The sequence below is a fragment of the Xanthomonas hawaiiensis genome (assembly GCF_031834635.1).
GTDB lineage: Bacteria > Pseudomonadota > Gammaproteobacteria > Xanthomonadales > Xanthomonadaceae > Xanthomonas_A > Xanthomonas_A sacchari.
In genome coordinates this window covers 864945-889829 of sequence record NZ_CP115873.1, presented here as the reverse complement: position 1 = coordinate 889829, position 24885 = coordinate 864945, and the positions used below count along the sequence as shown (strand labels likewise).

The 24885-nt window shown below is 69.3% G+C and carries 22 protein-coding genes; 7 read left to right on the top strand and 15 right to left on the bottom strand.

All coding sequences use genetic code 11. The annotated features are described in order from the left end of the window. Positions 1–107 precede the first annotated feature (107 nt). Complete coding sequence (locus PG878_RS03825) at positions 108–1091, bottom strand: hypothetical protein (RefSeq protein ID WP_209032106.1); 984 nt, start codon at positions 1089–1091, stop codon at positions 108–110. Between the two features lie 31 nt (positions 1092–1122). Then, positions 1123–3105, bottom strand: a complete 1983-nt coding sequence (locus tag PG878_RS03820; RefSeq protein ID WP_244672698.1) for a PEP/pyruvate-binding domain-containing protein — start codon at positions 3103–3105, stop codon at positions 1123–1125. Positions 3106–3369: 264 nt separating this feature from the next. Between PG878_RS03820 and PG878_RS03815 the strand changes: the two genes are divergently transcribed. Further along, positions 3370–4353: an NAD(P)-dependent oxidoreductase gene (locus PG878_RS03815; protein ID WP_209032107.1), complete on the top strand. Its 984-nt coding sequence runs from the start codon at positions 3370–3372 to the stop codon at positions 4351–4353. 3 nt (positions 4354–4356) lie between these two features. On the opposite strand, the gene PG878_RS03810 is transcribed toward PG878_RS03815, so the two are convergent. From PG878_RS03810 to PG878_RS03780, 7 genes are all read right to left on the bottom strand, one after another. Further along, complete coding sequence (locus PG878_RS03810) at positions 4357–5616, bottom strand: MFS transporter (protein ID WP_209032108.1); 1260 nt, start codon at positions 5614–5616, stop codon at positions 4357–4359. A gap of 146 nt (positions 5617–5762) precedes the next feature. After that, entirely contained in the window at positions 5763–6449 is a 687-nt protein-coding gene (locus PG878_RS03805) for a hypothetical protein (RefSeq protein ID WP_209032109.1), read from the bottom strand. Between the two features lie 99 nt (positions 6450–6548). Then, positions 6549–7349, bottom strand: coding sequence for a hypothetical protein (locus PG878_RS03800; RefSeq protein WP_209032110.1), 801 nt, complete (start codon positions 7347–7349; stop codon positions 6549–6551). A gap of 281 nt (positions 7350–7630) precedes the next feature. Then, positions 7631–8971, bottom strand: coding sequence for a sigma-54-dependent transcriptional regulator (locus PG878_RS03795; protein ID WP_209032111.1), 1341 nt, complete (start codon positions 8969–8971; stop codon positions 7631–7633). Then, positions 8956–10392 (bottom strand): sensor histidine kinase, encoded by a 1437-nt coding sequence (locus tag PG878_RS03790; protein ID WP_209032112.1) that lies wholly within the window; start codon positions 10390–10392, stop codon positions 8956–8958. Before PG878_RS03790 ends, PG878_RS03795 begins: the two co-directional genes overlap by 16 nt. Before the next feature lie 118 nt (positions 10393–10510). Continuing rightward, complete coding sequence (gene poxB, locus PG878_RS03785) at positions 10511–12220, bottom strand: ubiquinone-dependent pyruvate dehydrogenase (RefSeq protein WP_209032328.1); 1710 nt, start codon at positions 12218–12220, stop codon at positions 10511–10513. Positions 12221–12348: 128 nt separating this feature from the next. Further along, positions 12349–12687, bottom strand: coding sequence for a hypothetical protein (locus PG878_RS03780; protein ID WP_209032113.1), 339 nt, complete (start codon positions 12685–12687; stop codon positions 12349–12351). Between the two features lie 199 nt (positions 12688–12886). Between PG878_RS03780 and PG878_RS03775 the strand changes: the two genes are divergently transcribed. Next, the gene (locus tag PG878_RS03775; RefSeq protein WP_209032114.1) at positions 12887–13114 is read left to right on the top strand and encodes a hypothetical protein; all 228 of its coding nucleotides are present in this window, start codon (positions 12887–12889) and stop codon (positions 13112–13114) included. An 80-nt stretch (positions 13115–13194) separates the two neighbouring features. Here PG878_RS03775 and PG878_RS03770 read toward each other — a convergent pair whose 3' ends face one another. From PG878_RS03770 to PG878_RS03760, 3 genes are all read right to left on the bottom strand, one after another. Further along, the gene (locus PG878_RS03770) at positions 13195–13626 is read right to left on the bottom strand and encodes a low affinity iron permease family protein (RefSeq protein ID WP_209032115.1); all 432 of its coding nucleotides are present in this window, start codon (positions 13624–13626) and stop codon (positions 13195–13197) included. A gap of 166 nt (positions 13627–13792) precedes the next feature. Beyond that, positions 13793–14917 carry a fatty acid desaturase family protein gene (locus PG878_RS03765; RefSeq protein ID WP_209032116.1) on the bottom strand — a complete coding sequence of 375 codons (1125 nt, stop codon included), beginning with the start codon at positions 14915–14917 and terminating at the stop codon, positions 13793–13795. Positions 14918–14927: 10 nt separating this feature from the next. After that, positions 14928–16004, bottom strand: coding sequence for a ferredoxin reductase (locus PG878_RS03760; protein WP_209032117.1), 1077 nt, complete (start codon positions 16002–16004; stop codon positions 14928–14930). A 94-nt stretch (positions 16005–16098) separates the two neighbouring features. Between PG878_RS03760 and fabR the strand changes: the two genes are divergently transcribed. The 5 genes from fabR (at position 16099) to PG878_RS03735 (ending at position 20348) form a co-directional block, all read left to right on the top strand. Then, a complete protein-coding gene (fabR, locus tag PG878_RS03755; protein ID WP_209032118.1) occupies positions 16099–16743 on the top strand; it encodes an HTH-type transcriptional repressor FabR in 645 nt (214 codons plus the stop codon). A 149-nt stretch (positions 16744–16892) separates the two neighbouring features. Next, on the top strand, positions 16893–17759 hold the full coding sequence (locus PG878_RS03750) for an SDR family oxidoreductase (protein WP_209032119.1): 867 nt from the start codon (positions 16893–16895) through the stop codon (positions 17757–17759). A 461-nt stretch (positions 17760–18220) separates the two neighbouring features. After that, positions 18221–18733, top strand: a complete 513-nt coding sequence (locus tag PG878_RS03745; protein WP_209032120.1) for a ferritin-like domain-containing protein — start codon at positions 18221–18223, stop codon at positions 18731–18733. A gap of 77 nt (positions 18734–18810) precedes the next feature. Next, complete coding sequence (locus PG878_RS03740) at positions 18811–19317, top strand: YciE/YciF ferroxidase family protein (protein ID WP_209032121.1); 507 nt, start codon at positions 18811–18813, stop codon at positions 19315–19317. A gap of 128 nt (positions 19318–19445) precedes the next feature. Next, positions 19446–20348 (top strand): manganese catalase family protein, encoded by a 903-nt coding sequence (locus PG878_RS03735; protein ID WP_010340751.1) that lies wholly within the window; start codon positions 19446–19448, stop codon positions 20346–20348. Positions 20349–20450: 102 nt separating this feature from the next. Here the strand turns inward: PG878_RS03735 and PG878_RS03730 are convergent, their stop codons facing one another. From PG878_RS03730 to PG878_RS03720, 3 genes are all read right to left on the bottom strand, one after another. Then, positions 20451–21092, bottom strand: a complete 642-nt coding sequence (locus PG878_RS03730) for a DUF6766 family protein (protein WP_209032122.1) — start codon at positions 21090–21092, stop codon at positions 20451–20453. Positions 21093–21548: 456 nt separating this feature from the next. Next, complete coding sequence (locus PG878_RS03725; RefSeq protein ID WP_209032123.1) at positions 21549–23831, bottom strand: methyl-accepting chemotaxis protein; 2283 nt, start codon at positions 23829–23831, stop codon at positions 21549–21551. A 120-nt stretch (positions 23832–23951) separates the two neighbouring features. Then, positions 23952–24755, bottom strand: a complete 804-nt coding sequence (locus PG878_RS03720; RefSeq protein ID WP_209032124.1) for a YiiX/YebB-like N1pC/P60 family cysteine hydrolase — start codon at positions 24753–24755, stop codon at positions 23952–23954. Positions 24756–24885: the final 130 nt, after the last annotated feature.

Genomic DNA, 24885 nt, shown 5'->3' with positions numbered 1-24885 from the left:
AGGCGGACGTTGCGAGCTGTCATCCGTAGGAGCGGCTTCAGCCGCGACCCGACCTCGATGCAACGCCGACACTGCTGCGCCGCACCGGCTGCCCACCGCAATCGGAGCTATGCGCCGATCTCGAAAAGCACCTCGAAGCGATTGGGCATGTCGCCCAGCATCGTCTCCAGATAGGCATGCGGCTTGATCGCGTCGAGCCACGCGAAATACCTCGCCTGCGACACGTGCCTGCGCGCGGCGGCAAGCACCGCCTGGCAGCGATCCGGTGGCAGCAGCGGCAGCGGCGATGGTGCAGGTTCGTAACATCCGGAGAAATCGCCCTTCAACACGTGCGCTCCATGCCACACGACATCCATCAACGTATCGCAGTCGAGTTCGGGAAGCTCCAGCACATCCCCACACAGGAGAGGCGAGGTGGCCAGCAGCCACGTGTAGAGTTGCGTGGTCCACAGCGGGCAATCGATCGCGAACACCGAGTCGAGCCAACCAGGCAGTTCGTCCTCGGCCAGATACTTCGCACAGAAGAACATGCCGGCCGAAAAATCACCGTATGCCACGCTCCAGGCAAAATGTCCTTCGCTGGCGCGCGGATCCTCCGGCGCAGCAAGCGCCAGACGCTGTGCGTCCCAGCGCAACGGATCCATCAGGCAACGGCCCAGGGTGTGCCTCGCATCGTCGGCGAATCCCGGATACGGCTCGTCGATAGCGCGTGGATGGATGGCGATGAACGCCGTGACCAGGCGTTGGTACAGGCTGTCGAACGATTGCGCATGGTGGCGCGGAACCAGGTGCGCCAACAAGTAGCGATACCATCGGGTCCATTCGTCCATCGGTCCGAAACAGGCGTTTCCTGCCGCGATTTCATCGAGAGGCGCGCGCAGATCATGCAGCGACAAGTGGTCGAGATCGGCGAGCAGGAAATCGAACATGCGCCGCTCCTCGCCGATGAACCAGGCTTCGCCCATCGGCTTGAGCGGTCGAGGAAAGCGTGCGCGCATGCGCTGGACGCATCCGGCATTCAGCCCGTCACCCGGACGCCAGATGAACGGATGGGCGATCTGCAGTTGTGGCGGCCGCCGCGAAGCTGCCATCACGCGACGCCAGCGACACCGTGACGGCGGCTCATCGACGCCCACCCCGCTCCACATACGGCCGCGCCTGCAGGATCACCACCTCGTCGCCGACCACCGCCCATTCGATGTCCTGGTCGGCGCCACCCAGCGCCTGCTTGGTCATCGCGCCGACCTTGGCCAATCGCGCGATGAGGACGTCGGTGAGTACCTGGCGGGTGCCGACGATCGGCACCTCGCGGACGCCGCCGGTGGCGTTGGCCACGAGTTGGGTGTCCTCGGCCGAGCGGCTCAGCACCTGCACCGCCTTGGACCAGCTCGAATACATCACCTGTTCGGCCTGGCGCTTGCCCTCGACCACGCGGATACCGAGGCCGCGCTTGGCCGAAATGTAGGTGACATGACGGCGCGCGGCATCGAACGGATCGCGGGTGATCATCACCCCGGAGCTGTCGGATGGGGCGGCCAACTGCACCAGCACCGCCATGGCTACCGCGTCCTGCGGCAGGCCGGCGGCGGCGCGCGCTTCGTAGGCCTCGAAGTTGTACACCGACGCCCACACCGTCTGCACCGCCTTGGCCAAGGCATCGGCGTGGGTGACGTTGGGCACAGTGGTGTACAGGCCGGCGCCGCTGAAGCCGGGCAGATCCTCGGAGTTGGACGAGCTGCGCACGAACACGCCGGCGCCGTGCAGTTGTGCGCGCCACTGCGCCTCCAGCGCGCGCGCGAAGTCTGGATCGGGCGTGGCGTCGGCGATCTCGGCGCGCAGCGTCGCCAGCGCGGCGCGGCGCACCTCCGCATCGGTGGCGAAGCCGGGACGGCGCTGCAGGTCGCGCAGGCACTGGTCGACCTGCAGGCGCTGCAGCGTCGCCTGGTAGAACGCGAACGGAATGCAGAAGCCGTCCGGCACGCGCGCGGCCGGCGGCAACACTGCCTTCAACGTGCCGAGATTGGCCGCCTTGCTCCCGCAGGCGCGGCTGTCGCGGGCGCGCAGCGCCGCCAGCGGTTTGAGCGTGGCCACGCTCAGGTCCGGACGCGGCAGCGTACGTGACGCCGTGCGGGGGGCAGTGGACGACGTGGCTGCCGGCGGACCCGCAAGCGGCGTCACCCGGTAGTCGTTGTGGGTGACATCCAGTTGCACCCAGCGCCCGTCGTACTGGCGCAGCGCCGCCTGCGCATCGCGCACGTACACGTTGGGAATGCCCCAGCCCTTGGCCAGCAGATTGACGTGCGACAGCAGCGTGGACGGGCGCTGCGTGACCACGCCCGCGACCGGTGCCAGCGCGATCGGCACCTCGTCGAGCACCGGGATATCGCGCGGCGACAGCGCACGAAACTGCGCCTCCGAACGCACGATGCGCAGCCGGCCCTCGGCATGGCCGGTGTTCAACGGCAGGAAGCGCTGCTCGCGCAGCAGCGCCTCCTGGGTGACGAACGCCAGCCCGGCGCTACGGGCCAGTTGCTCGTGCAACGTGGAATTGGTCTTGAACCGCAGCGTGTCGAAGAACGAGGCGCGCAAGACGGCATCGGTCTGCTGCAGCAGCGCTGCGGTGAGGCGGTCGCCCTCCCAGAATTCGTAGGTGTAGCCAGGCAGATCCTGCTGCCAGCTCAGGGTCCCGAACAGGAAGCGCCGCTGTGGATCGCGGTACTGCGCCTTCAGCGCCGCCTTGCCCATGCGCGGCGCCAGGCGCTGGCGCACGAACTGCTCGTGCAGCGCGAAGCGCGGCGTGTTGAGGTAATAGACGCGCCCGCCCTGCTGCCGGTCGATCACGAACAGCAGATGCGGCAGTTCCAATGCGGTGCCGGCGTTGTAGACCCGCGCGAGTTGCAGGAACTGCGCACGGCTGTCGAGGCGCGGCATGGAGTCGGGCCCCGTCGCCGGCTGCACGGTGGCGTTACTGCCCGGGTGTTGCTCGTAGGCCGACGGCTTGCGCGCGGTCTGCGCCGGCGCCGGCGCCACCTGCCACAGCAGCGCGAAAAGGACACACCACGCCGACACGCGTGGCCACGAAAGGGACGGACGGGCTCGATCCATGATGCCGGTTCGGGAGGGCGACGAGCGCGGATCATACGCCAGCGCATGCGCGTTGGTTGCGCGGCGTAGCGCTATCGGGCACGGTCCGGCGTCTGCTGCCGTCGCGGACCGTTGGGATGGGGAGGACGGAATGGCCTCCGCCCGCGACAGCGCCATCCGACCGTCCTTTCGGTATCGTTGACCGACAGAACGCTGCGCAGCCGCGTGCGGCCCCGCCACATGCCTGCCCGCGACCTGACGCACCTCGCCCAGCCAGGAGTCCGCATGCCGCTGTATCCCCTGTTCGCCGACCTGGCCGGGCGCCGTGTGCTGGTGGTGGGCGGCGGCGAGGTGGCGATGCGCAAGATCGAGGCGCTGCTGCACGCTGGCGCCGACGTGCTGGTGTACGCGCATGCGCTCAACCCCACCGTGGCGCAGTGGCTGGCGCAGGGCCGCCTGCAACGCGCCGACGGCGCCTTCGACCCACAGTGGCTGGACGACGCCTGGCTGGTGGTGGCGGCCACCGACGACGACGCGTTCAACCGGCAGTTGGCCGAACAGGCCGGGGCGCGGCGCAAGTGGGTCAACGTGGTCGACGACGCCGCACTATCCAGCTTCCAGGTGCCGGCGATCATCGACCGCGATCCGCTGCTGATCGCGATCTCCTCCAGCGGCGCGGCGCCGATGCTGGCACGGCGCCTGCGCGAGCGATGGGAGACCGAACTGGACCATTCCTACGCCGAGCTGGCGCAACTGTTCGCGCGCCATCGCGCCGCGATCCGCGCGCGCCTGCCGGACCTGCCGCAGCGCCGTCGCTGGTTCGAGCAGGTGCTGGAGGGGCCGGTGCAGACGCTGCTGCAGAGCGGCCAGCGCGAGGCCGCCGAGCGGGCCTTCGCCGAGAGCCTGCAGCGCAGCGACGCGGTGCCGCGGCAAGGCAGCGTGTGGCTGGTCGGTACCGGCAGCGGCGACCCCGGCGCGCTGACGCTGAAGGCGCTGCGCGCGCTCAACCAGGCCGATCTGCTGTTGGTCGGTGCAGAGGTCGGCACGGCGGTGCTGAGCCTGGCGCGCCGCGATGCCAGCCGCCAACCGCTGCCGGACCATCCGGCAGCACACCTGGCGCTTTTGGTCGAACGGGCGAAAGCCGGGCAGCGCGTGGTCAGCTTGTTGCCGGGCGATGCATTCCGCCATGCGCCGCATGCCACGCTGGCGTCGCAGTTGGCCGCTGCCGGGATCGCCTGCGAGGTGGTACCTGGCGTGGCGCTGGGCTGAGACCTAAGCCGGCAGCGGCAGCACCGGTTCGTCGGCTGCGCGGTCGCGCTTCGCGGTCACCAGGTGCTTGCGCATGCCCACCCACAACGCCAGCGACAGCAGCGAGATGCCGCCCAGCAGCAGGAACGCGGCGCGGTAGCCGAACCCCTGCGCGATCCAGCCGCCCAGCGCCGGGCTCAGCGCCGCACCGACGCCCTGCATCGTCATCACCGCGCCCTGCCCCACGTTGACCCGCCCGGTGCCCTGCAGAAGGTGCGCCACCAGCGCCGGCACCGCCACGCTCTGCAGGCCGGCGCCGACGCCGTCGAGGATCTGCACCGGGAACACGCCCCAGGTGTGGATGAAGCTGGCGGCGATCAGCCCGCGCAGCGGCAGCGCCAGGAAGGTCAGCAGCAGCACCCACCAGTGCCCGCGCACGCGGATCAGGCGCATCGCCAGCAGCGAGGCCAGCACCATGGTGGCCTGGGCGACGATGATGGTGGTGGCGGTCAGCGCGTTCGGGTCGCCCTGGTGCGCGGCCACCACTGCCATGCCGTACAGCGGCAGCATCGCCGCATTGCCGAGGTGGAACAGCGCCAGCGCCGCGGCCAGCACCAGCAAGGGCTTGCAGGTCAGCAGCACCGACCAGCCGCTGACGTGGGCGCCGTTGTCGTCTTCCGCGTCGGCCATGCCGCGCGCGGCGCGGTGATCGATCGCATCGCGCGGGATCATCAACACCGAGACGATGGCCAGCACGCCGAAGCAGCCGGTCAGCACGAACACCGCGCCGAAACCGAATTTCCAGCCAAGCAAACCCGCCAGCGCCGCGGCCACCACGTTGCCGGCGTGGCTGCCGACCTGGTTGCGCGCGATCTGGTGATCGAAGCCGGCCTGCCGCACCAGGCCCAGGGTGATGCCGGACAGCGCCGGCCCCAGCGCGGCGGCGGCGAGTGCGGTCATGACCTGCGCGGCGATGACACCTGGCAGAGTCGGCGACCACCACAGCAGCGCCGAGGCCAGCAGGATCATGCTGCAGCCGACCACCACGATGCTGCGCTTGCGCTTGGTCGCATCGACCAGCGCGCCGCCCGGCGTGGTGGCGAGCATGCCGACGATGCCGCCGGCGGTCATCACCGAGCCGATCGCGCCCAGCGACCAGCCCTTGGATTGCAGAAACACGCTCAGGAACGGGCCGAGCCCGTCCTGCACATCGGCCATGGTGAAGTTGAGCGCTTCCAGCGCGCGCGTGCCGCGCGGGCGATGGCGCTTCCCGGCGCCGCTCATGCGCGCACCACCGACGAGAGCGGCGACAAGGACAGGAAAACGTGGTGCTGCGCAGGCGCGACGGGCGGCATGACGGTGTCCTGGAGGAGCGGAGGGAACACAGGCGCGGCGGTGGCCAGGGGCGCACCGCCGCGACGACGCGGCACTTAGTGGGACTTCGGCTTGGGCTTGGGCTTCGGTTTCGCCTTGGGCCCATGCTTCGGCGCAGCATCATCCGCATGCGCGTGCAACGGCTTGTGATGAGGCTTGGGCGGCTTCGGTTTCGGCGGCAACGGCTGCAGCGTCGCCTCGCTGGCGCCCAGCGCCTGCGCATGCAGTACCTGGCCATGCGCGGACGCCAGCAGTTCGCCCTGCGCGGCCAGCGGCTTGCCGGCCGTCAACCAGCGCGCCGATTCCGGCACCGCGTGCGGCGGGAAGCGCACGATCAGCCCGTCCTCCAGCAGCGCGCCATGCACCTGCCCGTGCGGGCCGTGCAGCAGCCGCGCGATGGTGCCGGCGTGGTGCACCGCGTCCGCGGGCTTGGGCTTGGCCGGCGGCTTCGGCTTGGGCTTATGCGGCGCGGCATGCGGGCCTTCGTCGACGATGCGCTCGGCACCGTCGGGGTCCACCGCCAGCGCCACCAGCACATCGGCGCCGCGCGGCTTGAGTCCGCGCACGCCGAGGCCGGCGCCCGGACGCAGCGCCTTCAGCAGTTGCGCCGACAGGTGCGGCGGGGTGTGCACTTCGGTGCCGTCGTCGAACAGCAGGCCGTCGACGTCGGCCTTGGGATTGAGCAGGAAGCGCGCGAGCGTGCCGCGGGTTTCCGGCAGGGAATCGGGATCGACCCAATGCATTGCATTCTCCAGACGAACAAGGGGGATGCCGGCGGGGGCCGGCAGCGCCCGCCGCGAACGGCGGGCGCAGGGGTCAGGCGCGATGCGGCAGCGCCTGGATCAACGCGGAGCCGGCGGCGGCGGCGGGGTAGCCGGCGCACCCGGTGCGCCCGGCTGGGCCGGCGGCGGCGGTGCGGCCGGTGGCGCAGGCGGGGCTGGCGGCGCGAACACCGCCTGCAGCGAATTGCGATCGCGGCCGACCTGGGTAGCCTCCACCGAGCGGCCGACCTGGGTCAGCACGCCGAAGCCGTTGACGCTCAGGCGCGCGCCGGGCCGCAGCAGTTCGCTGTACTGCTGGGCGGCCGGCGGCGGCATGCGCACCACGGTGCCGTCGCTGAGCAGCACGCCGGCGGTGTCGCCGCGCGGGCCGTAGACCAGACGCTCGATGCGGCCATCGGCCTGCAGCGGGGTCAGGGACGGCGGCGCCGGAGGGGCCGGCGGCGGCGTCATCGGGTTCGGCGGACGGTCGACCACCTGCTTGCCGCTGCGACGCGCGGTGATGCTGCTGGCCTGCAGCAGCGGCAGGCTGCCCAGGCGGTAGCCCTGCACCGACACTGCATCGCCACGGCGCACCGCGGCCTGCAGATCGGCCGACAGGTGCGGCGGGAAGCTGACCTGGGTGCCGTCCATCAGCCACAGGCCATCGACGTCGCCGTTGGGGTTGAGGATGAAACGCTCGACGGTGCCGTCCACGCGCACCGACGTGGCGGCGACGGACGCCGCGGGCGGCGGCGGCGGCGCCGGAACGCTGCCGGGCGCCGGCGGAGCGGGAGGTGCGGGAGGCGCCGGCACCTGCGCGGTGGCGGCGGCAGCGGCGGTGGCCAGCACCAGGGACAGAGCGAGTGCGCTACGACGGATCATGGGAGTTCCTCCTGAGCGGCAAGGGGGCGCCGCTCGCAGGAGAGATAATGCAGAGGCCGTGCCAACTTTTAAGCCATTGATTATGAAGGAAATTTAGTGTTGACCCGGCCTGGAAGGCGTCTCCGTTCCATCCACACCTGTCCGCTTTGCGGACAGCTGTGGATGGGGTTCGGGATTAGGGATTGGGGATTCGTCACAGCGCCGGACATCAGGCGGCGCATTCGCTTTTGCGAATCCCCAATCCCCAATCCCCAATCCCGCGGCGCGCAAGCAGCGCGCCGCTACAGCCCATATTCGTCGAGCTTGCGATACAGGAGCTGGCGATGGATGCCGAGCCGGCGTGCGGCCTCGGCGCGGTTGCCGTGGGCCTGGGTCAGCGCGGCCTGGATCATCTGCCGTTCCAGTTGCGCGATCGCCTGCGGCAGGGTCAGCGCGTCGGTGTCCAGCGTCGTGGGCATTTCGGCCGGCGGCGACGCCAGCAGCTCGTCCAGGTCGTGCGCCTCCACCACCGGCGCGCGCACCAGCACCTGGCAGCGTTGCATTGCGTTGCGCAGTTCGCGCACGTTGCCCGGCCAGGGGTAGGCGCGCAGGCGCGCCTGTGCCGCGGCCGACAGGGTCTGTGGGGCGCTGGCGCCGGCGGCGAGGAAGTGCTGGGCGAGCAGCAGGATGTCGTCGCCGCGCTCGCGCAGCGGCGGCAGTTCGATCGGCACCACGTTGAGCCGGTAGCGCAGGTCGCTGCGGAAGCGCCCGGCGTCCACCGCCTGCAGCAGGTCGCGGTGGGTGGCGGCGATCACCCGCACGTCCACCTTCTGCGCGCCGCGCCCGCCCAGCGGCGACACCTCGCCTTCCTGCAGGAAACGCAGCAGCTTGGCCTGCATCGGCAAGGGCATGTCGCCGATTTCGTCGAGGAACAGGGTGCCGCCGTCGGCGTCGCGGATCAGGCCGTTGCGGTCGCTCACCGCGCCGGAGAACGCGCCCTTGCGGTAGCCGAACAGTTCGCTTTCCATCAGTTCGGCGGGAATCGCCGCGCAATTGATCGCCACGAACGGCTGCGCGGCGCGGGCGCTGGCACGGTGCAGCGCGCGCGCCGCCAGTTCCTTGCCGGTGCCTGTCTCGCCGGTGATCAGCACCGGCAGGTCGGAGGCCGCGGCCAGGCCGATGCGCTTGTGCACGGTGCGCATCGCCGCGCTGTGGCCGAGCAGCGCGTCGTCCTCCTCGGCCGGCATTGCCGGTGCGGCCTCCGCTGCGTCGTCGCCGCGACTGCGCAGGGCGCGCTCGACCACCTCGGCGATGTCGGCACGGCCCACCGGCTTGACCAGGTGATCGAAGGCGCCGAGCTTCATCGCCTCGATGGTGTTGCCGCTGGAGGCATGCGCGGTGAGCATCACCAGCGGCACGCGCATGGCCTGCGCGTCGTCCTGGCGCGCGCGCATCAGCGCGATGCCGTCCATGCCGGGCATGCGGAAGTCGACGAAGGCCAGGTCGAGGCCGCCCTCGCCCAGACGCGCCAAACCCTCGCGCGGGTCGGACACGGCCACCACCTCGTGGCCGAACGAGCGCAGCGTCGCCTGTAGGGTGCTGAGGAACGCCAGGTCGTCGTCGATGATCAGGATGCGCGCCATGGCAGCTCCAGGGTGAACTCGGTGATGCCGTCGCGATGCGTGTAGTGCGCCTCGCCGCCGTGGGCGCGGGCGATCTCGCGCACCAGCGCCAGGCCCAGGCCGTTGCCGTCGCTGCGGCCGCTGGCGAACGGTTCGAACAGATGCGCGGCCACCGGCGCCGGCACCGGCTCGCCCTGGTTGCGCACGCGCAGCTGCAGCAGGTCGTCCTCGGCCTGGGCGGCCAGGATCACCTCGGTGCCGGGCGTGGCGTGCTGCAGGGCGTTGCGCAGCAGGTTGTGCAGGGCGCGTGCGGCCTGCTGCGGGTCGAGCATCCACTGCGCCGGCGCGGCCTGCAGGCGCAGCGCGATCGGCGGCGTCTGCCCGTCCCAGTCGGCCGGATCCAGCAGCGCCTGCAGCCACGGTTGCAGCGCCACCGTCTGCCGGTGCAGGCGGATCGGCTGGACCATGCCGAGCAGGCTTTCCACCACACCGTCCAGGCGCTGGATCTGCGCCAGCATCAGCTGCGCCTGGGCGTCGTCGGCGCCATGCGCGTGCGCGGCGATGTGGTTCTCCAGCGCCAGGCGCAGGGTCGCGATCGGGTTGCGGATTTCGTGCGCCACGGTCGCGGTCATGCGCCCCAGCGCGGCCAGGCGTTCGTGGCGCGACAGTTCCTCGCCGAGCCGGCGGGTCTCGGCCAGCGCCTGCGCATTGCGCTGGGCGTAGTCGGTGACCGCGGCGCCGAGCCGGTCCAGTTCCGGCGCCCCGGTCTTTGGAATCTGCGGCACCTCGGCCGGCGTCGCCAGGGCCTGCTGGATGCCCTGCAGGCGCTGGCTCCAGCGCCGTACCACCCAGCCCAGCGCCAGCGCCGACACCACCACCAGCGCCAGGATCAGCGCCATCCCCAGCGCCAGCGGCAGGCTGGCCGCAGCGTCGCTGGAGGCCACGCGGGTCATGGCCCAGGCCGCGGCGTTGCGGTCCAGCGGGCAGGCGGCGATCAACAGGCTCTCGCGCTGCCCGTCGCGGCGGTAGTCGACCGTGTGCTGCGCCTCCACCCCGCGCTGCACGGTGGTGACGATGACGTTGCGCTCGGCCGAGGGCACGTCGGTCTTGTGCTCGCTGCCGTCGTACGTCGGATAGGCATAGGCGAGGAAGCCGCGCTGGCGGTCCCAGAAGCCGCCTTCCACGCCGGCGGCATCGGCCAGCACCAGTTGCGACACCACCGCCGCCAGGCCGGTGCCGTCGCTGCCGTGGGCGGCGGCGCTGGCGCCGTTGTAGCGCTGCACCATGCGCGTGCACACCTCGCGCAAGCCGGTCTGCGCACGCTCCGCGCGCACGCCCTCGCTGTGCCGGTACAGCCCGACCAGCACCACCGCCATGCCGACGCAGGCGGCGACGATGACGATCCAGATCAGCAGCAGTTGCCGCAACAGCGAACGGGGCATGGACGTCCTTGGGCGCAGCGGAAGAGGCGGGGCGAACCGCGGCGATCGTAGCCGGGTCATCGCGGTCTCGCGACCCGGCGTGGCGAACGACCGCCGCGGGCCGCGGTGTGGGCCGCGCTCAGCGCAGGTTGGTCTTGACCAGCTCCAGCACCTCGTCGCCACGTCCGCTCATCACCGCGCGCAGCAGGTACAGGCCCATGCCCTTGGCCTGTTCCAGCTTGATCGCCGGCGGGATCGCCAGCTCCTGGCTGGCCACGCGCACGTCCACCAGCGCCGGGCCGGGATGCGCGAACGCGTCGCGCAGGGCCGGTTCCAGTTGCGCCGATTCGTCCACGCGCAGGCCCAGGATGCCCATCGCATTGCTCATCGCGGCGAAGTCCGGATTGCTCAGGTCGGTGCCGGTGTCCAGGTAGCCGGCCGACTTCATTTCCATCGCCACGAAGCCCAGCGAGCCGTTGTTGTAGACCACCACCTTCACCGGCAGGCCGAGTTGGGCCAGAGTGATGAAGTCGCCCATCAGCATGGTGAACCCGCCGTCGCCGGACAGCGAGATCACCTGCCGGCGCGGGAACTGCGCCTGCGCGCCCAGCGCCTGCGGCATCGCATTGGCCATCGAGCCGTGGTTGAACGACCCGAGCAGGCGGCGCTGGCCGTTCATGGTCAGGTAGCGCGCCGCCCACACCGTCGGCGTGCCGACGTCGCAGGTGAAGATCGCATCGGGCTCGGCCAGCGCATCGACCATGCGGGTGACGAACTGCGGATGCAGCGGCTCGCCGGGCGCCGAGGCCACGGCCAGGTCGTCCAGGCCCTCGCGCGCCTTGTGGTAGTGGGCCAGCGACTTCTCCAGGAAGCCGCGGTCCTCGCGCCGCTGCAGGCGCGGCAGCAGCGCGGCGATGGTCTCGCGCACGTCGGCGGCGATGCCCAGTTGCAAGGGCGTGCGCCGCCCCAGCGCGGCCGGATCGTTGTCGACCTGCACGATGGTGGCGTCCTTGGGATAGAACTGCCGGTACGGGAAATCGGTACCGAGCATCAGCAAGGTGTCGCAGTTGAGCATGGCCTGGTAGCCGGAACTGAAGCCGATCAGGCCGGTCATGCCGACGTCGAACGGGTTGTCCCACTCCACGTGTTCCTTGCCGCGCAGCGCATGCACGATCGGCGCACCGAGCGCGTCGGCCAGCGCCACCACCTCGTCGTGCGCGCCGGCGCAACCGCTGCCGCACAGCAAGGTGGTGGCCTTGCTCGCCTGCAGCAGGTCGGCCAGCTTTGCCACGTCGGCCTCGGCCGGCAGGATGCGCGGGGTGGCCAGCGCCGGCCACGTCGTCGGCGTGCCCTTGGGCATCTCCTGCAGCGCCACGTCGCCGGGAATCACCACCACGGCCACGCCGCGGCGCAGGATCGCCGTGCGCATCGCCCGCTGCAGCACCTCCGGCATCTGCGCCGGGTTGGTGACCAGTTCGACGTAGTGGCTGCACTCGCGGAACAGTTCCTGCGGGTGGGTTTCCTGGAAATAGTTCAGGCCGATTTCCGAGGACGGGATGTGCGCGGCGATGGCCAGCACCGGCTGGTGGCTGCGGTGGCAGTCGAACAGCCCGTTGATCAGGTGCAGGTTGCCGGGTCCGCAGCTGCCGGCGCACACCGCCAGCTTGCCGCTGACCGCGGCTTCGGCGCCGGCGGCAAACGCCGCCACCTCCTCGTGGCGCACATGCATCCACTCGATGCGGTCCATCTGCCGCAGCGCGTCGGTCAGGCCATTGAGGCTGTCGCCGGTAACGCCCCAGATCCGCTCCACCCCCGCGCTGTGCAGGGTTTCGGCGAGTAGACGGGCCATGGTCTGCTTGGACATGCGTGCGGATCTCCGGGTGGGGATCGGCATGGTCGCACCGCGCGCGTTACCGACGCGTGGCGCAGACGGCATACGCCTGCGCCTGCAGAACGCATGTTCAGCGCACGGTGCGGCTAGTCTTCGCTGCGTGCAGCGGCAGCGTCGTGTGCCGCATCGCCATCGTCCTCGTGATAGCCGCCGGGTGTGGCGGCCTTGCCGTGTGCGCCACCGGCATGCTCGCCGGTGGCGCCATAGGTGCCGGCCTGGCCCAGGTTGGGCTGACTGCGTCCGCTGCGGTCCTCGCCGTGGTCATGCGACGTATGCGCCTGCGGCGGCGGCATGGGCTGCGAGGGCACGTTGCGGTCGCGGCCGCGGGGCACGCCGCTGTCGGCGGACACATCGCCTTGCGTGCCGCGGTAGGCGGCCTGGCGGACATCGTGCGTGCCGGTGGGAGGTGCGTTGCGCTGCGCCATGACGATCTCCTGCAGAAGCGTATGTGAGCGGCTCACGCTAAGCCGGCGCACGTTAGCCGGCATGCAAGCTGCGATGAAGGCCGCGCGAGCAGCGGCTAAAACGCCGATCCGCACCACCACGCCGTACGCACGTGACGTGCACGCCTGCGCCACCCGTACTGGCCGACGCTGGCCGCTCCTTCCACATTGGAGCCTTCCGATGTCCGGTCTACTCTGGAAACTCGCGCTGGCCGGCACGGCCTACGCCGCCATCCGCGCCTATCGCCGCAACACCCACACCACCGTGGTCGACGCGGCCTCGTCCATGCCACCAGCTGAGCTGGATGACGGCCGGGCCACGCCGCCGCATGGCGACACCCTGCAGGGCGCCGAGCGCGCGTCGACGACTGCGACCATAGGCGATCCGGACGGCGCCGTGCCGGCCTGATCGCTGCAACGCACAGCGGCGTGTCGCGCGCTCACCGCCGACACGCTGCTCCCACCGTTCGCAGGGGCGTGGACGTCAGCTCAGCCCTTCGGGCGATCGTGGGCCGCGCGGCCATCGCCGTGGCGCGAATTGCGCGCACGCAGTTCCTCGCTGGCCTTGCGCGCCAGTTCCTCGTACTGGCGGCGGATCTCTTCCAGCCGCTTCTCGTCCAGCTCTTCCAGATCCAGCAATTCGTTGTTGGCCTTGGCACTGACCCGGATCAGTTCGTCGAGCTTGATCTGCATCGCCGCGGTGTCGGCGTTCTGGGTGTGCTGGATCAGGAACACCATCAGGAAGGTGATGATGGTGGTGCCGGTGTTGATGACCAGTTGCCAGGTGTCGTTGAAGCCGAACACCGGCCCGCTGATGCCCCAGATCAGCACGATCGCCACTGCGATGCAGAACGTCCATGGCGTGCCGGCCGCATAGGACGCCTTCTTGGCGACGACATTGAACAGTTTGGCAGGTTTCATCGCAGGCCCTCGCGCAACGGGAGATGCCTGCAACGCCGTGCCCGGCATGTGCAGGCGACCAGGATGATCTGAAGCGCGCCGTGAGCGAGACGTGCACATCGCGCCAGTGCCGAGCCAACGAAAAAGGCGGGGTTGCCCCCGCCTTTTGCCATCCCTCGCGCGACGCTCAGCCGGCCTGTTGCGTCGCCGGCTGCAACGCCCGCACCGGCCGCGGCCGGCTCGGGAAGGCGTGGCGCAGGATCCGCCACACCACCTGGCCGAACTGCTTGGGCAGCGAGCCGGTGTTGTAGTGCTGGCCGTAGCGCGCGCAGATCTCGCGCACCTGCACCGCCAGCGCCGCGTAGCGGTTGGCCGGCACGTCCGGGAAGAAATGGTGCTCGATCTGGTGGCTGAGATTGCCCGACAGCACGTTCAGCAGCTTGCCGCCGGCCAGGTTGGAGGAACCGCGCAGCTGGCGCAGGTACCAGTGCCCGCGCGACTCGTTCTTGATCGAGTCCTTGGGGAAGGTCTCGGCGTCGGCGGTGAAGTGGCCGCAGAAGATGATCACGAAGGTCCAGATGCTGCGCAGCACGTTGGCGGCCAGGTTGCCCAGCAGCACCGTCAGGAAGAACGGGCCGGCCAGCGCCGGGAACAGGATGTAGTCCTTGAAGATCTGCCGGCCCATCTTGCGCCCGACCGGCAGGAACGTCCGCTTCAATTCGCCGCGCTTCATCTTGCCGGCCAGCCAGCGGCCCAGACGCAGGTCCTGGATCGCCACGCCCCATTCGAACAGCAGCGCGAACACCACCGCGATGAACGGCTGCGCCAGGTAGAACGGGCGCCAGCGCTGCTCGGGGAAGATGCGCAGCAGGCCATAGCCGATGTCGTCGTCCATGCCGCGCACGTTGGTGTAGGTGTGGTGCTTGAAGTTGTGCGTCTTGCGCCAGTTGTCGCCGGTGGCGACGATGTCCCACTCGTAGGTATTGCCGTTCAGGTGCGCATCGCCCATCCAGTCGTACTGGCCGTGCATCACGTTGTGGCCCAGCTCCATGTTCTCCAGGATCTTGGACAGGGTCAGCAGCAGCACGCCGGCGATCCATGCCGGCACCAGCACGCTGTGCACGAACGCGCCGAGGAACAGCAGCGCGCGTCCGGCTACTCCGGTGTAGCGCACCGCGGCGACGATGCGGCGGATATAGCGCGCATCGCGCGCGCCCAGGTCGGCCAGGGTGCGTGTGCGCAGCGCATCCAGTTCGTCGCCGAAGGCCTGCAGTTCGGCCGGGGTGAGTGCGCGGTTGCGGGGAGCCGCCATGGGGAAGTCCTCAGAGGTCCAGGGTCAGGTCGCTGCTGGCGCTGTTGACGCACAGCTTCAGCGAACCGGGTTCGGCGGCGTGCGCGCCGCTGAGCAGATCACGGGTGATGCCGGCCTGCTTGCCGCAGGCGCAGCTGTTGCAGATGCCCATGCGGCAACCGTGCCTGGGTCGCAGGCCTTCGGCTTCCAGCGCGGTGAGCAGCGACTGGCCGCGCGGCAGCTGCAGCACACGGCCGCTTCGCGCCAGGGTCACCGCCACGGTGCCCTGCTCGACATCGGCAGGCGCCGGCGGCGGGCTGAACGCCTCGGCCTGGAAGCGCGCCACGCGGGGCTGCAGGCGCGCACGCGCGGCCTGCACGAAGCCGCCGGGGCCGCAGGCCAGCACCTGCGCCTGCCCCAGGTCGCCCAGGGCGTCCAGCGGCAGCGTGTCCACGCGCGGCGCCGGCGCTTCGCCCTCGCCGGTGATGGCCAGGTGCAGGCGGAAACGCGGATGTGCGGCGGCCAGCGCCTGCAGTTCCTCGCGGAAGCAGACCTGGTCGTGGCGCCGCGCCCAGTACAGCAGGTCGACGTCGGCCGGCATGCCGGCGTCGGCCAGTTGTCGCAGCAGCGCGCGCATCGGGGTGATGCCGCTGCCGGCGGCCAGCAGCAGCCAGCGGCCGTGCGGCGCGGTCGGCAGCACCATCTCGCCATAGGCCTGGCCGAGTTCGAACACCTCGCCGATGCGCGCGGCGCCGGCCAGGTATTGGCTGACCCGGCCGCCGTCGACGGTCTTGACCGTGATCGCCAGGCGTCCGCCCGGCAACGGCGTGGGGCTGTAGCTGCGCAGCAGCCGGCGGCCGTCGATCTCCACGCCCAGTTCCACGTGCTGGCCGGCGCGCAGGCCGCGCCAGTGGCGGTTGGGCTGCAGCACCAGGGTCACCGCGTCGTTGCTGGCGGCCTCGCGCTGCACCAGCCGGGCGCGCGGGCGCTGCCAGGTCCACAGCGGATGCAGGCGGGTGGACCAGAAATCGAACACGTCCGGCTTGACCCAGGCGCGCAGGGCGCGGGCGGCGGGGCGGAGTTTGGCGGGACGGCGGGCAGCGTTCATGGAGGTCCACTATACAGGCGCAGAGACAGATGTCTATACAGTTGTGCATTCAGTGAAGGCGCTATCATCCCCCATTGCCTGGCCCGGTCTGCCCATGACGACGCTCTCCCCTCCTCCGTCCGCGGACACGCCGAACGCCCGCAAGGGCGCGATCTCGCGCGAGGACCTGCTGGCCGCCGCGCTCAAACTGATCGGGCCGCACCGCAGCGTGTCCACGCTGAGCCTGCGCGAGGTGACCCGCGAGGCCGGCATCGCCCCCAACAGCTTCTACCGCCAGTTCCGCGACATGGACGAACTGGCGGTGGCGCTGATCGACCTGGCCGGCAGCTCGCTGCGCACCATCATCGGCCAGGCGCGGCAGCGCGCCGCCGGCAACCGCCGCAGCATCATCCTCAGTTCCGTGGAGACTTTCATGGAACAGTTGCGCGCCGACGACAAGCTGCTGCACGTCCTGTTACGCGAGGGCACGGTCGGTTCGGACGCGTTCAAGCACGCGGTGGACCGCGAACTGAACTATTTCGAGGACGAACTGCGCGTGGACCTGATCCGCCTGGCCGCGCTGGAAGGCGCGCCGCTGCACGAGCCGGCGCTGGTGTCCAAGGCGATCACCCGGCTGGTGTTCGCGATGGGCGCCACCGCGATGGACCTGCCGCCGGAGAAGGATCCGGAGCTGATCCGACAGATCACCGCGATGCTGCGCATGATCATCGTCGGCTCGCGCACGCTCGCCGCCGGCTGAGTTCACGCCGCAGCGGCGGCGGCGGCCGCACAGCGCCATCCTTCGTGCGAATGGGCCGGCGTCGTGACATGCCGCGCACATGGCCTTGGCCCCGGCTTTACCGACGCCTGCCCACCCTCGTTGGACACTCCCCCCAACGAGGTACGCACATGGCCGTTCCCAATTATCCGTCGCCGCCCTTCAAGGCCCAGCAGCAATCCTTCCCCGGCAAGACCCAGGCCATGGATCCGAAACCGGATCACGGCGAAGACAGCTACGTCGGCCACGGCCTGCTGCAGGGCAAGCGCACCCTGATCACCGGCGGCGACAGCGGCATCGGCGCGGCGGTGGCGATCGCCTATGCGCGCGAAGGCGCCGACGTCGCCATCGCCTACCTGCCCGACGAGCAGGACGACGCCGAGCGCATCGCCAGGCTGGTCGAGGACGCCGGCGTGCGCGTGCTGCTGCATCCGTGCGACATCAGCGACCGCGCACAGGCCGAGAGCCTGATCAAGAGCGTGGCCGAGGCGTTCGGCGGCCTCGACGTGCTGGTCAACAACGCCGCCTACCAGCGCTACTTCCACAGCTTCGACGAGATCACCCTCGACGAGTGGGAGAAGACCTTCGCCACCAACGTGCATGCGCCGTTCCACCTGGTGCGACTGGCGTTGCCGCACATGCCTGAGGGCGGATCGATCATCAACACCGCCTCGGTGAACTCGAAGAAGCCCACGCCCAACATCCTGCCGTACTCGGCCACCAAGGGCGCATTGGCCAACCTGACCATCGGCCTGGCCGGGCTGCTCGCCGAGAAGAAGATCCGCGTCAACGCGGTGCTGCCGGGCCCGATCTGGACCCCGTTCATTCCGACCGGCATGGACGAGGAATCGGTGCGCACGTTCGGCGAGCAGACCCCGTTCGGCCGCCCCGGCCAGCCGGCGGAACTGGCCTCGGCCTATGTGCTGCTGGCCGCGGATACCTCGAGCTACACCTCGGGCACGTTGCTGACGATTTCGGGCGGAGCGGTGACGTTGTAGGGCTGGGAATCGGGAGTGGGGAATCGGGAATGGGAAAAGCGCCGCGATCTGGCGGTGCCATAGGCGCGGCTTCAGCCGCGAGAGGCTTTCCCGTGATGTTTTCGCCTTGGTTTTTCGCGCGAGCACACGCGTCGCGATACACGATGCAACGCCTGCTTCTGTCTTGGTAGCAGGCAGATCCATTGCACTCCCCCACGTAGGAGCGGCTTCAGCCGCGACAGGCATTCCCAGGAAGACCTGTCGCGGCTGAAGCCGCTCCTACGAGAGCGCAGGCGCAGAAGACAGCGGCACCACGTGTCTCGCCACCTGTGCACATCTCCTCACGCCGCATCTCGCATGGCATTCACTCTGTGCTGCAACTGCTCTAACGGCGGCGGGTCCAGCATGGTCGCACAGGGGAAAACACACGGACGCACGATGCGATGCAGGTCGCGTCGCGCACACCTTCTGGAGCGATATCCATGACCCGAAGCAACACCGAACGCTTGTTGAAGTGGCTGCAGGATGCCTACGCGATGGAGCAGGAGGCCAACACCATGCTCACTGCCACTGCTGGCCGCCTGGAGCACTACCCGCAACTGAAGGCGCGCATCGAGCAGCATGTCAACGAAACCCGCGATCAGTCCGACAAGGTCAAGCGCTGCATCGAGATTCTCGACGGCTCGATCCCCACGATCAAGGGCACGGTCGCCAGTGTGATGGCCACCGTGCATGCCGCCGGCAACTCGATGATGAGCGACGAGGTGGCCAAGAGCCTGGGCGTGAGCTACGCGTTCGAACACATGGAGATCGCCAGCTACCGCGCGCTGGTCATCGCCGCCAAGGAAGCCGGACAGACCGAGATCGCCGACATCTGCGCCGCCATCCTCGACCAGGAAATCGCCATGGCCGAATGGCTGATCGAGCACCAGGAAGCCACGATCCTGGCGTTCCTGAAGCGCGAGCGCACCGAAGGCGAAACCGCCAAGCACTGAGCGCCGTCGCATACGACTCGACGCGCGCGCATTCCCCCACAGCAGCACCATCATCCATCACCGACCGGAGACTCCCAATGGCCGTCAAGACCATCGACGAATTGTTCATCCACGAGCTGTCGGACATCTACAGCGCCGAGAAGCAGCTGACCAAGGCGTTGCCACGCCTGGCGCGCGCCGCCACCAACCCGGCCCTGCGCGCGGCGTTCGAGGCGCACCTGGAAGAAACCCAGGGCCAGATCGAACGCATCGACCAGATCGTCGAGAAAGGCAACCTGCGCCTGAAGCGGATCAAGTGCGCCGCCATGGAAGGCCTGGTGGAAGAAGGCAAGGAAGTGATCGATTCGATCGAGGCCGGCCCGGTGCGCGATGCTGCGCTGATCGGCGGTGCGCAGAAGGTCGAGCATTACGAGATCGCGTCCTACGGCACGCTCGCCGCCATGGCCAAGCAACTGGGCATGGACGATGCGCTGGCCCTGTTGCTGGAAACGCTCGACGAAGAGAAGTCCACCGACGAGAAGCTCACCCTGCTCGCCGAACAGGGCGGCAACGAGGAAGCAGCGCGCAAGCGCAAGGCGGCCTGACCGCCCCCGCCGCGGTCCGCTGAAGCGAAGGCGGACCGCGGCGTCCCAGACGCCTATCCCCCACGCGCGGCCACCGGCCGCGCCACCGCGTCGTCGCGACGTTCGGGCGGCACTCCAGGAGATTTTTCATGTTCATGCACAACAAGCGGCTGATGTACACCGTCCGCGTGGCGCAGCCCGACCCGGCGCTGGCCTCGCTGATGCTCGAGCAATTCGGCGGCCCGCAAGGCGAACTGGCCGCGGCCATGCGCTACTTCACCCAGGCCATCGGCGAGGTCGATCCCGGCCGCAAGGATCTGCTGTACGACATCGCCACCGAGGAACTGAGCCACCTGGAAATCATCGGTTCGATCATCGCCATGCTCAACCAGGGGCCGAAGGCGGTGCTGTCCGAAGGCATGGCCGAAGCCGAGGACATGCGCAACCTCACTCGCAACAACAACACCAGCCAGACCCAGCAGATCCTCTATGGCGGCGGTCCTGCGCTGGTCAATTCCAGCGGCGTGCCGTGGAGCGCGGCCTATGTGGACAGCATCGGCGAACCCACCGCCGACCTGCGATCCAACATCGCCGCCGAGGCCCGCGCCAAGATCGTGTACGAGCGGCTGATCAACGTGACCGACGATCCCGGCATCGTCGATGCGCTCACCTTCCTGATGACCCGCGAAGTGGCGCACCAGAAGTCCTTCGAAAAGGCGCTGTATTCCATCGAGCCGAACTTCCCGCCGGGTAAGCTGCCGGGCGATCCGGCCTTCACCGATCGCTACTACGACATGTCGCAGGGCGATGGCGACATGCACGGGCCCTGGAACAGCGGCAGCCAGTGGGAGTCCATTGCCGACCGCAATCGCCAGGTGGCGGTGGACGGCGGCAGCGGCATGCCGAGCGTGGGCCTGAGCGAACTGGAACAGAGCGCATTGCAGGCGCTGGCGGCGCGCACGCTGTCGCAACCGGACAGCGATCCGACCACTGGCGCCGATCTGGGCGCCGGCCCCGGCGCCGGTTCGACCAAGGGCAGCGTGGCGCGCTAGCGCTTCACTCCAGGGTCCATCGCACGAACGCCGCGATGCGCAAGCATCGCGGCGTTCGTGTGTCTGGGCGATGGGCTGAGATCGCCCCTGCGGCGCCCCCGTTCAGTCGCCGGTCTGCCGATGCGGCGCATGCACCGGCTTGGATTGCGGGGAGTCCTTCTGCCGCAGCCAGATGCTCAGGACCACCAGCGCGAACACCGCCAGGAACTCGCTTTGCCAGTTCTGCATCGATTCGAACCAGAACTGGGCGCCGCCGACGTGTTCCCAGAAGGACGGCGGCGGCCGATGCTGCATCGCCTGTTCGGCTACCTCGTGGCGCCAGCTGCCCAACGCATGCAGGACGAAGCTGAGCAAGAACAGGGCGCCGAAGGCCAGCGCCAGCGAGCGCTCGTACAGCGCCAGCCAGATGCCGCCGGCGCGCACCGGCCAGGGCACCGGGCCGGGCGCGACGGCGTCGTCTTCCTCGGCGGGCGCCAGCGGCCGCGACTCGGCCGAGCCCCATTGGCGCAGCTTCACCGTCAGCACCACGTACATGCCCATCTGCAGGAACTCGCTCTCCCAGTTCTCGAACAGCGCGCCGATGAAATGCCCGCTGTGCAGGTACTCCCACATCGGCAGGGCCGCCAGCCCCTGCTGGCGCAGTTCCTCGTTGTAGGCCTGGTGGCCGCTGAGCGCCTGGCCGGCCATGAACAGCAGGCTCAGCGCCAGCAATACGATCGACAGGCTGTTGCGTTTCCAGAACATGCCATCGGCTCCTCCACGCGCCGCGATGCCGGCGCGCCGTCGCTGCGACCATAGGCAGCGTCGGGCAAAGAGTGGATGAAGAAGCTGGGACGATGCGCCTCGTATGTCAGGCGATGCCATCACCTGTAGGAGCGGCTTCAGCCGCGACGGGTGTTCCCGAAATGTGCGGTCGCGGCTGAAGCCGCTCCTACGAAAACGCCTCCACCTGGATCGGCATCTACGGCATCGATCCATCCAATACAGTACACCGCGTCGGCGGGGCATTTTCCAAGGGGTCGCCAGCCTGGGCGAAATGCGAGAAGTCCTCGCGCCTTCGCCCTCGCGCTTGAGTGCACCATGAGAGCGACTTCAGGGTACATGTCACGGCGGATTCCCATCCGTAGGAGCGGCTTCAGCCGCGCCTACAAAAGCGAGGCGGCCACGGCGTGGCAGCCGGTGCCACCACGCCGCACCGGCTCAGAACTCTTCCCACTCCGCGCTGTCCGCCGGCACGCCCTGGATCGCGCGCGGCTTGGCCGCCGGTTGCCGCACGGGCGCCGCGGGCTTGGGCTTGGCGGCGGCAGCCACCGCACGCACCGCCGGCCTGGCCGGCTGCGGCCTGGCCGCGGGCGCCGATGCCGTGCTGACCGCAGCAGTTCCGGCGAGGCGGAACACCGCCACCGCGCGCGCCAGTTCCGCCGCCTGGTCCTCCATGCTCTTGGCCGCAGCGCTGGCCTCTTCCACCAGCGCCGCGTTCTGCTGGGTGCCCTCGTCCAGCTGCATCACCGTCTTGCTGACCTGGTCGATGCCCGCGCTCTGCTCGGCGCTGGCCGCGGAGATCTCCGCCATGATGTCGGTGACCCGCTTCACCGAGGCGACCACCTCGGTCATGGTGGTGCCGGCGCGGTTGACCAGGGTCGAGCCCTGCTCCACTTCCTGCACCGAGTCGGAGATCAGGGTCTTGATCTCCTTGGCCGCGGCCGCCGAGCGCTGCGCCAGCGAGCGCACTTCCGAAGCCACGACCGCGAAGCCACGGCCCTGTTCGCCGGCGCGGGCGGCTTCCACCGCGGCGTTGAGCGCCAGGATGTTGGTCTGGAACGCGATGCCGTCGATCACGCCGATGATGTCGGCGATCCGCGCCGACGCAGCGCTGATCGACGCCATGGTCGCCACCACTTCCTCGACCGCGCGACCGCCGTTCTCGGCCACCTCGCCGGTGCTCAGCACCAGTTGGTTGGCCTGGCGGGCGCTGTCGGCGTTCTGCTTGACCGTGGAGGTCAGTTCCTCCATCGAGGCGGCGGTCTCTTCCAGGCTGGCCGCCTGCTGCTCGGTACGCACCGACAGGTCGCTGTTGCCGCTGGCGATCTCGCTGGCGGCGGTGTTGATCGAGCCGACCGCGCGCTGGATGCCCTGCACGATGCCGGTCAGTTGCTCGGCGGTGCGGTTGGCGGCGTCGGCGAGCGTGCCGAACGCGCCTTCGTAGCGCACGTCCACGCGCTGCGACAGGTCGCCATCGGCGATCGCACCCATGATCCGGCCGACGTCGGCCAGGCCGCTGTCGGCCTGGCGCATCAGCCGGTTCAGCGCCTCCACCATTTCCTTGAACGCGAACTCATAGCGCGCCTCGTCGCCGCGGGCGCTGAAGTCGCCGCGGGCGGCCGCATCGGCCAGGCGCGCGATGTCGCCGTTGACCGCCGACAGGTTGGCCTTGACCACGTCCAGCGCCTCGTGCAGCGCCGCGCGCTGCCCCGGCAGCCGGCGCATGTCGCGGCGCAGGTCGCCGCGGCCGTACTCGTCCATGATCGCCATCGCCTCGACGATCGCGTCCAGGTGTTCGAACAGCGCCGCGTTCATGCCGTGCGCCAGCGTGCCGTAGTCGCCCGGGAAGTCCTCCGGCATGCGATGGCTGATGTCCTCGCCCTGCTGCAGCCGCACCAGGGTCTGCATCTCGCCGTTGAAGCGCTGCAGCTGGGTCTGCATCTGCTGCATGCTGGTCATCAACTGCCCGGTCTCGTCGCGCGACTCCACCTTGATCGCATTGTCGAAGCGGCCGGAGGCGATGGCCTCGGCGGTCCGCGTGGCACCGCGCAGCGGCGCGACGATGGCGCCGGCGATCAGCCAGCACAGACCCACCACCAGTACCACCAGCGCCGCGCCGATCACGGTGAGGATCCTGGTGAAGCCCATCGCCTCGGCCTGGATGTCTTCGGCATACACACCCATCGCCAGCACCCAGTTCCACTGCGGGTACAGCGCCGCGTAGCTGATCTTCGGCAGCTGCACCGACTTGCCGGGCTTGGGCGCGGTGTAATAGCTGAAGCCGTCGCCGCTGCGCACCGCGGTCTGGATGTCGCGGTACACGTACTCGCCGGCATCGCTCTTGTAGCCGCTCATGTCGGTGCCGACCTTGCGCTTGGGATGCATGACGATGCGCATCTGCGGGTCGACGATGAAGAAGTAGTCCACGCCGCCGTTGGTCTTCATGTCGGCGAGCGCGCCCTTGGCCGCCGCCTGCGCCTGCGCCTGCGTCATCTCGCCACGCTTGGCCAGGTCGGCGTAGTGCTGCATCACGCTCAGGCCCATGTCGACCTGCGTCTTCACGGTCTGCTTGCGCGCGTCGATCAGGTTGAGATATTGCAGACGCGCCGCCGCGACCGCCAGCAGCACCACGCCGAGCGCGATCAACGTACACAACACGACGAACTTGCGTGCCATGGGCAGGTTGGCGATATGGCGACGAAGGAACTGGATGGGATTCATGGTGTCAGGAAAAACCCTAAAAACGGACTCTGGTATCGGCCCGCAGGCGTTCGAACTTGAACCGCCGCGGATTAAACAAGATGAACAGGCGCCACAGTTCTGTGCTGAAGACGTTTTCAGTCAGGCCATCGCCGCATCGAGCGGCGTCGGGTCTGCACGCGGCACGGCGACGTGCGGCTCCCACACCAGGCGATGGAAGTCGAAACCGTGCTGCAAGCGCGGCTTGACCACGTTGAAGTACGGCGAGACGTCGAAATCGCGCGGCAACGTCAGGCTGTGGTGGCGTGGATGCAGGACCTCCGCATCCTCCGCGGCGTCGGCGCCTGCAGGTGCTGCCTGGTCGATTTCCGGCAGGATGGGATAGCGGATCGCGCCGAAGGCTTGCGCCAGCAGCGTCGAGCAGATCGCCCGGGTCGGCTCGCCGCTGCCCAGTTCCAGGAAGCGGCGCTTCACCGACGACGGCAGCGGCGGCGTGCGGATCAGGTAGCGCGCCAGGTCGAAGATGTTCTTCAGGTCGTAGCTGTTGCCGACCCGCGTGACCATGTACTCCACCACGGTCTCGATCTCCTGCGCGCTCAATCCGACCGGGCGGCAGATGCGCGTGTGCAGGCCGGCGAACTCGCTCAATCCCACCAGGCGCACGCCGACGTTGATGTCGACATCGCAGAACAGCGGCGCGTCCTCGCCGGGAACCGCGGCCACGTGGTCGCCGATGTACAGCGCCGCATGCGACCAGGTGGACTGGCTCAGATACTTGATGGCGGTGGAGAAGCGGCTGTTGCCCTCGACCAGCAGCACATCGCCCTTGCGCAGCGTGGCGCGCAACAGCTGCGGCGGGCTGGTCGGCAACTGCGAGCCGTGGCGGCGCGGCTTGGACAGGAACTTGGCCAGGTGACGGCCCAGCAAACGTGGCAAGGACAGCATGCGCGTTCCCCCGAGGGACGGCCGCTTCGGCGAAACGGCTCCGCTAACAGGGATGGCGGCCTTGCGCCGGATTTCTTGAGCGTTGCCGGCCTGAGGAACCTCGAGGCACAGGTCCGGTATCCACACCGGA

Excerpts from the sequence above, each read along its gene's own strand:
- PG878_RS03720 (WP_209032124.1), bottom strand. The coding sequence starts at position 24,755 with ATGCTGTCCTTGCCACGTTTGCTGGGCCGTCACCTGGCCAAGTTCCTG.
- PG878_RS03730 (WP_209032122.1), bottom strand. The coding sequence starts at position 21,092 with ATGTTCTGGAAACGCAACAGCCTGTCGATCGTATTGCTGGCGCTGAGC.
- PG878_RS03765 (WP_209032116.1), bottom strand. The coding sequence starts at position 14,917 with ATGGCGGCTCCCCGCAACCGCGCACTCACCCCGGCCGAACTGCAGGCC.
- PG878_RS03770 (WP_209032115.1), bottom strand. The coding sequence starts at position 13,626 with ATGAAACCTGCCAAACTGTTCAATGTCGTCGCCAAGAAGGCGTCCTAT.
- PG878_RS03815 (WP_209032107.1), top strand. The coding sequence starts at position 3,370 with ATGCCGCTGTATCCCCTGTTCGCCGACCTGGCCGGGCGCCGTGTGCTG.
- PG878_RS03750 (WP_209032119.1), top strand. The coding sequence starts at position 16,893 with ATGGCCGTTCCCAATTATCCGTCGCCGCCCTTCAAGGCCCAGCAGCAA.
- PG878_RS03795 (WP_209032111.1), bottom strand. The coding sequence starts at position 8,971 with ATGGCGCGCATCCTGATCATCGACGACGACCTGGCGTTCCTCAGCACC.
- fabR (WP_209032118.1), top strand. The coding sequence starts at position 16,099 with ATGACGACGCTCTCCCCTCCTCCGTCCGCGGACACGCCGAACGCCCGC.
- PG878_RS03760 (WP_209032117.1), bottom strand. The coding sequence starts at position 16,004 with ATGAACGCTGCCCGCCGTCCCGCCAAACTCCGCCCCGCCGCCCGCGCC.
- PG878_RS03725 (WP_209032123.1), bottom strand. The coding sequence starts at position 23,831 with ATGAATCCCATCCAGTTCCTTCGTCGCCATATCGCCAACCTGCCCATG.
- PG878_RS03810 (WP_209032108.1), bottom strand. The coding sequence starts at position 5,616 with ATGAGCGGCGCCGGGAAGCGCCATCGCCCGCGCGGCACGCGCGCGCTG.
- PG878_RS03775 (WP_209032114.1), top strand. The coding sequence starts at position 12,887 with ATGTCCGGTCTACTCTGGAAACTCGCGCTGGCCGGCACGGCCTACGCC.
- PG878_RS03805 (WP_209032109.1), bottom strand. The coding sequence starts at position 6,449 with ATGCATTGGGTCGATCCCGATTCCCTGCCGGAAACCCGCGGCACGCTC.
- PG878_RS03820 (WP_244672698.1), bottom strand. The coding sequence starts at position 3,105 with ATGGATCGAGCCCGTCCGTCCCTTTCGTGGCCACGCGTGTCGGCGTGG.
- PG878_RS03735 (WP_010340751.1), top strand. The coding sequence starts at position 19,446 with ATGTTCATGCACAACAAGCGGCTGATGTACACCGTCCGCGTGGCGCAG.
- PG878_RS03825 (WP_209032106.1), bottom strand. The coding sequence starts at position 1,091 with ATGGCAGCTTCGCGGCGGCCGCCACAACTGCAGATCGCCCATCCGTTC.
- PG878_RS03745 (WP_209032120.1), top strand. The coding sequence starts at position 18,221 with ATGACCCGAAGCAACACCGAACGCTTGTTGAAGTGGCTGCAGGATGCC.
- poxB (WP_209032328.1), bottom strand. The coding sequence starts at position 12,220 with ATGGCCCGTCTACTCGCCGAAACCCTGCACAGCGCGGGGGTGGAGCGG.
- PG878_RS03800 (WP_209032110.1), bottom strand. The coding sequence starts at position 7,349 with ATGATCCGTCGTAGCGCACTCGCTCTGTCCCTGGTGCTGGCCACCGCC.
- PG878_RS03740 (WP_209032121.1), top strand. The coding sequence starts at position 18,811 with ATGGCCGTCAAGACCATCGACGAATTGTTCATCCACGAGCTGTCGGAC.
- PG878_RS03790 (WP_209032112.1), bottom strand. The coding sequence starts at position 10,392 with ATGCCCCGTTCGCTGTTGCGGCAACTGCTGCTGATCTGGATCGTCATC.
- PG878_RS03780 (WP_209032113.1), bottom strand. The coding sequence starts at position 12,687 with ATGGCGCAGCGCAACGCACCTCCCACCGGCACGCACGATGTCCGCCAG.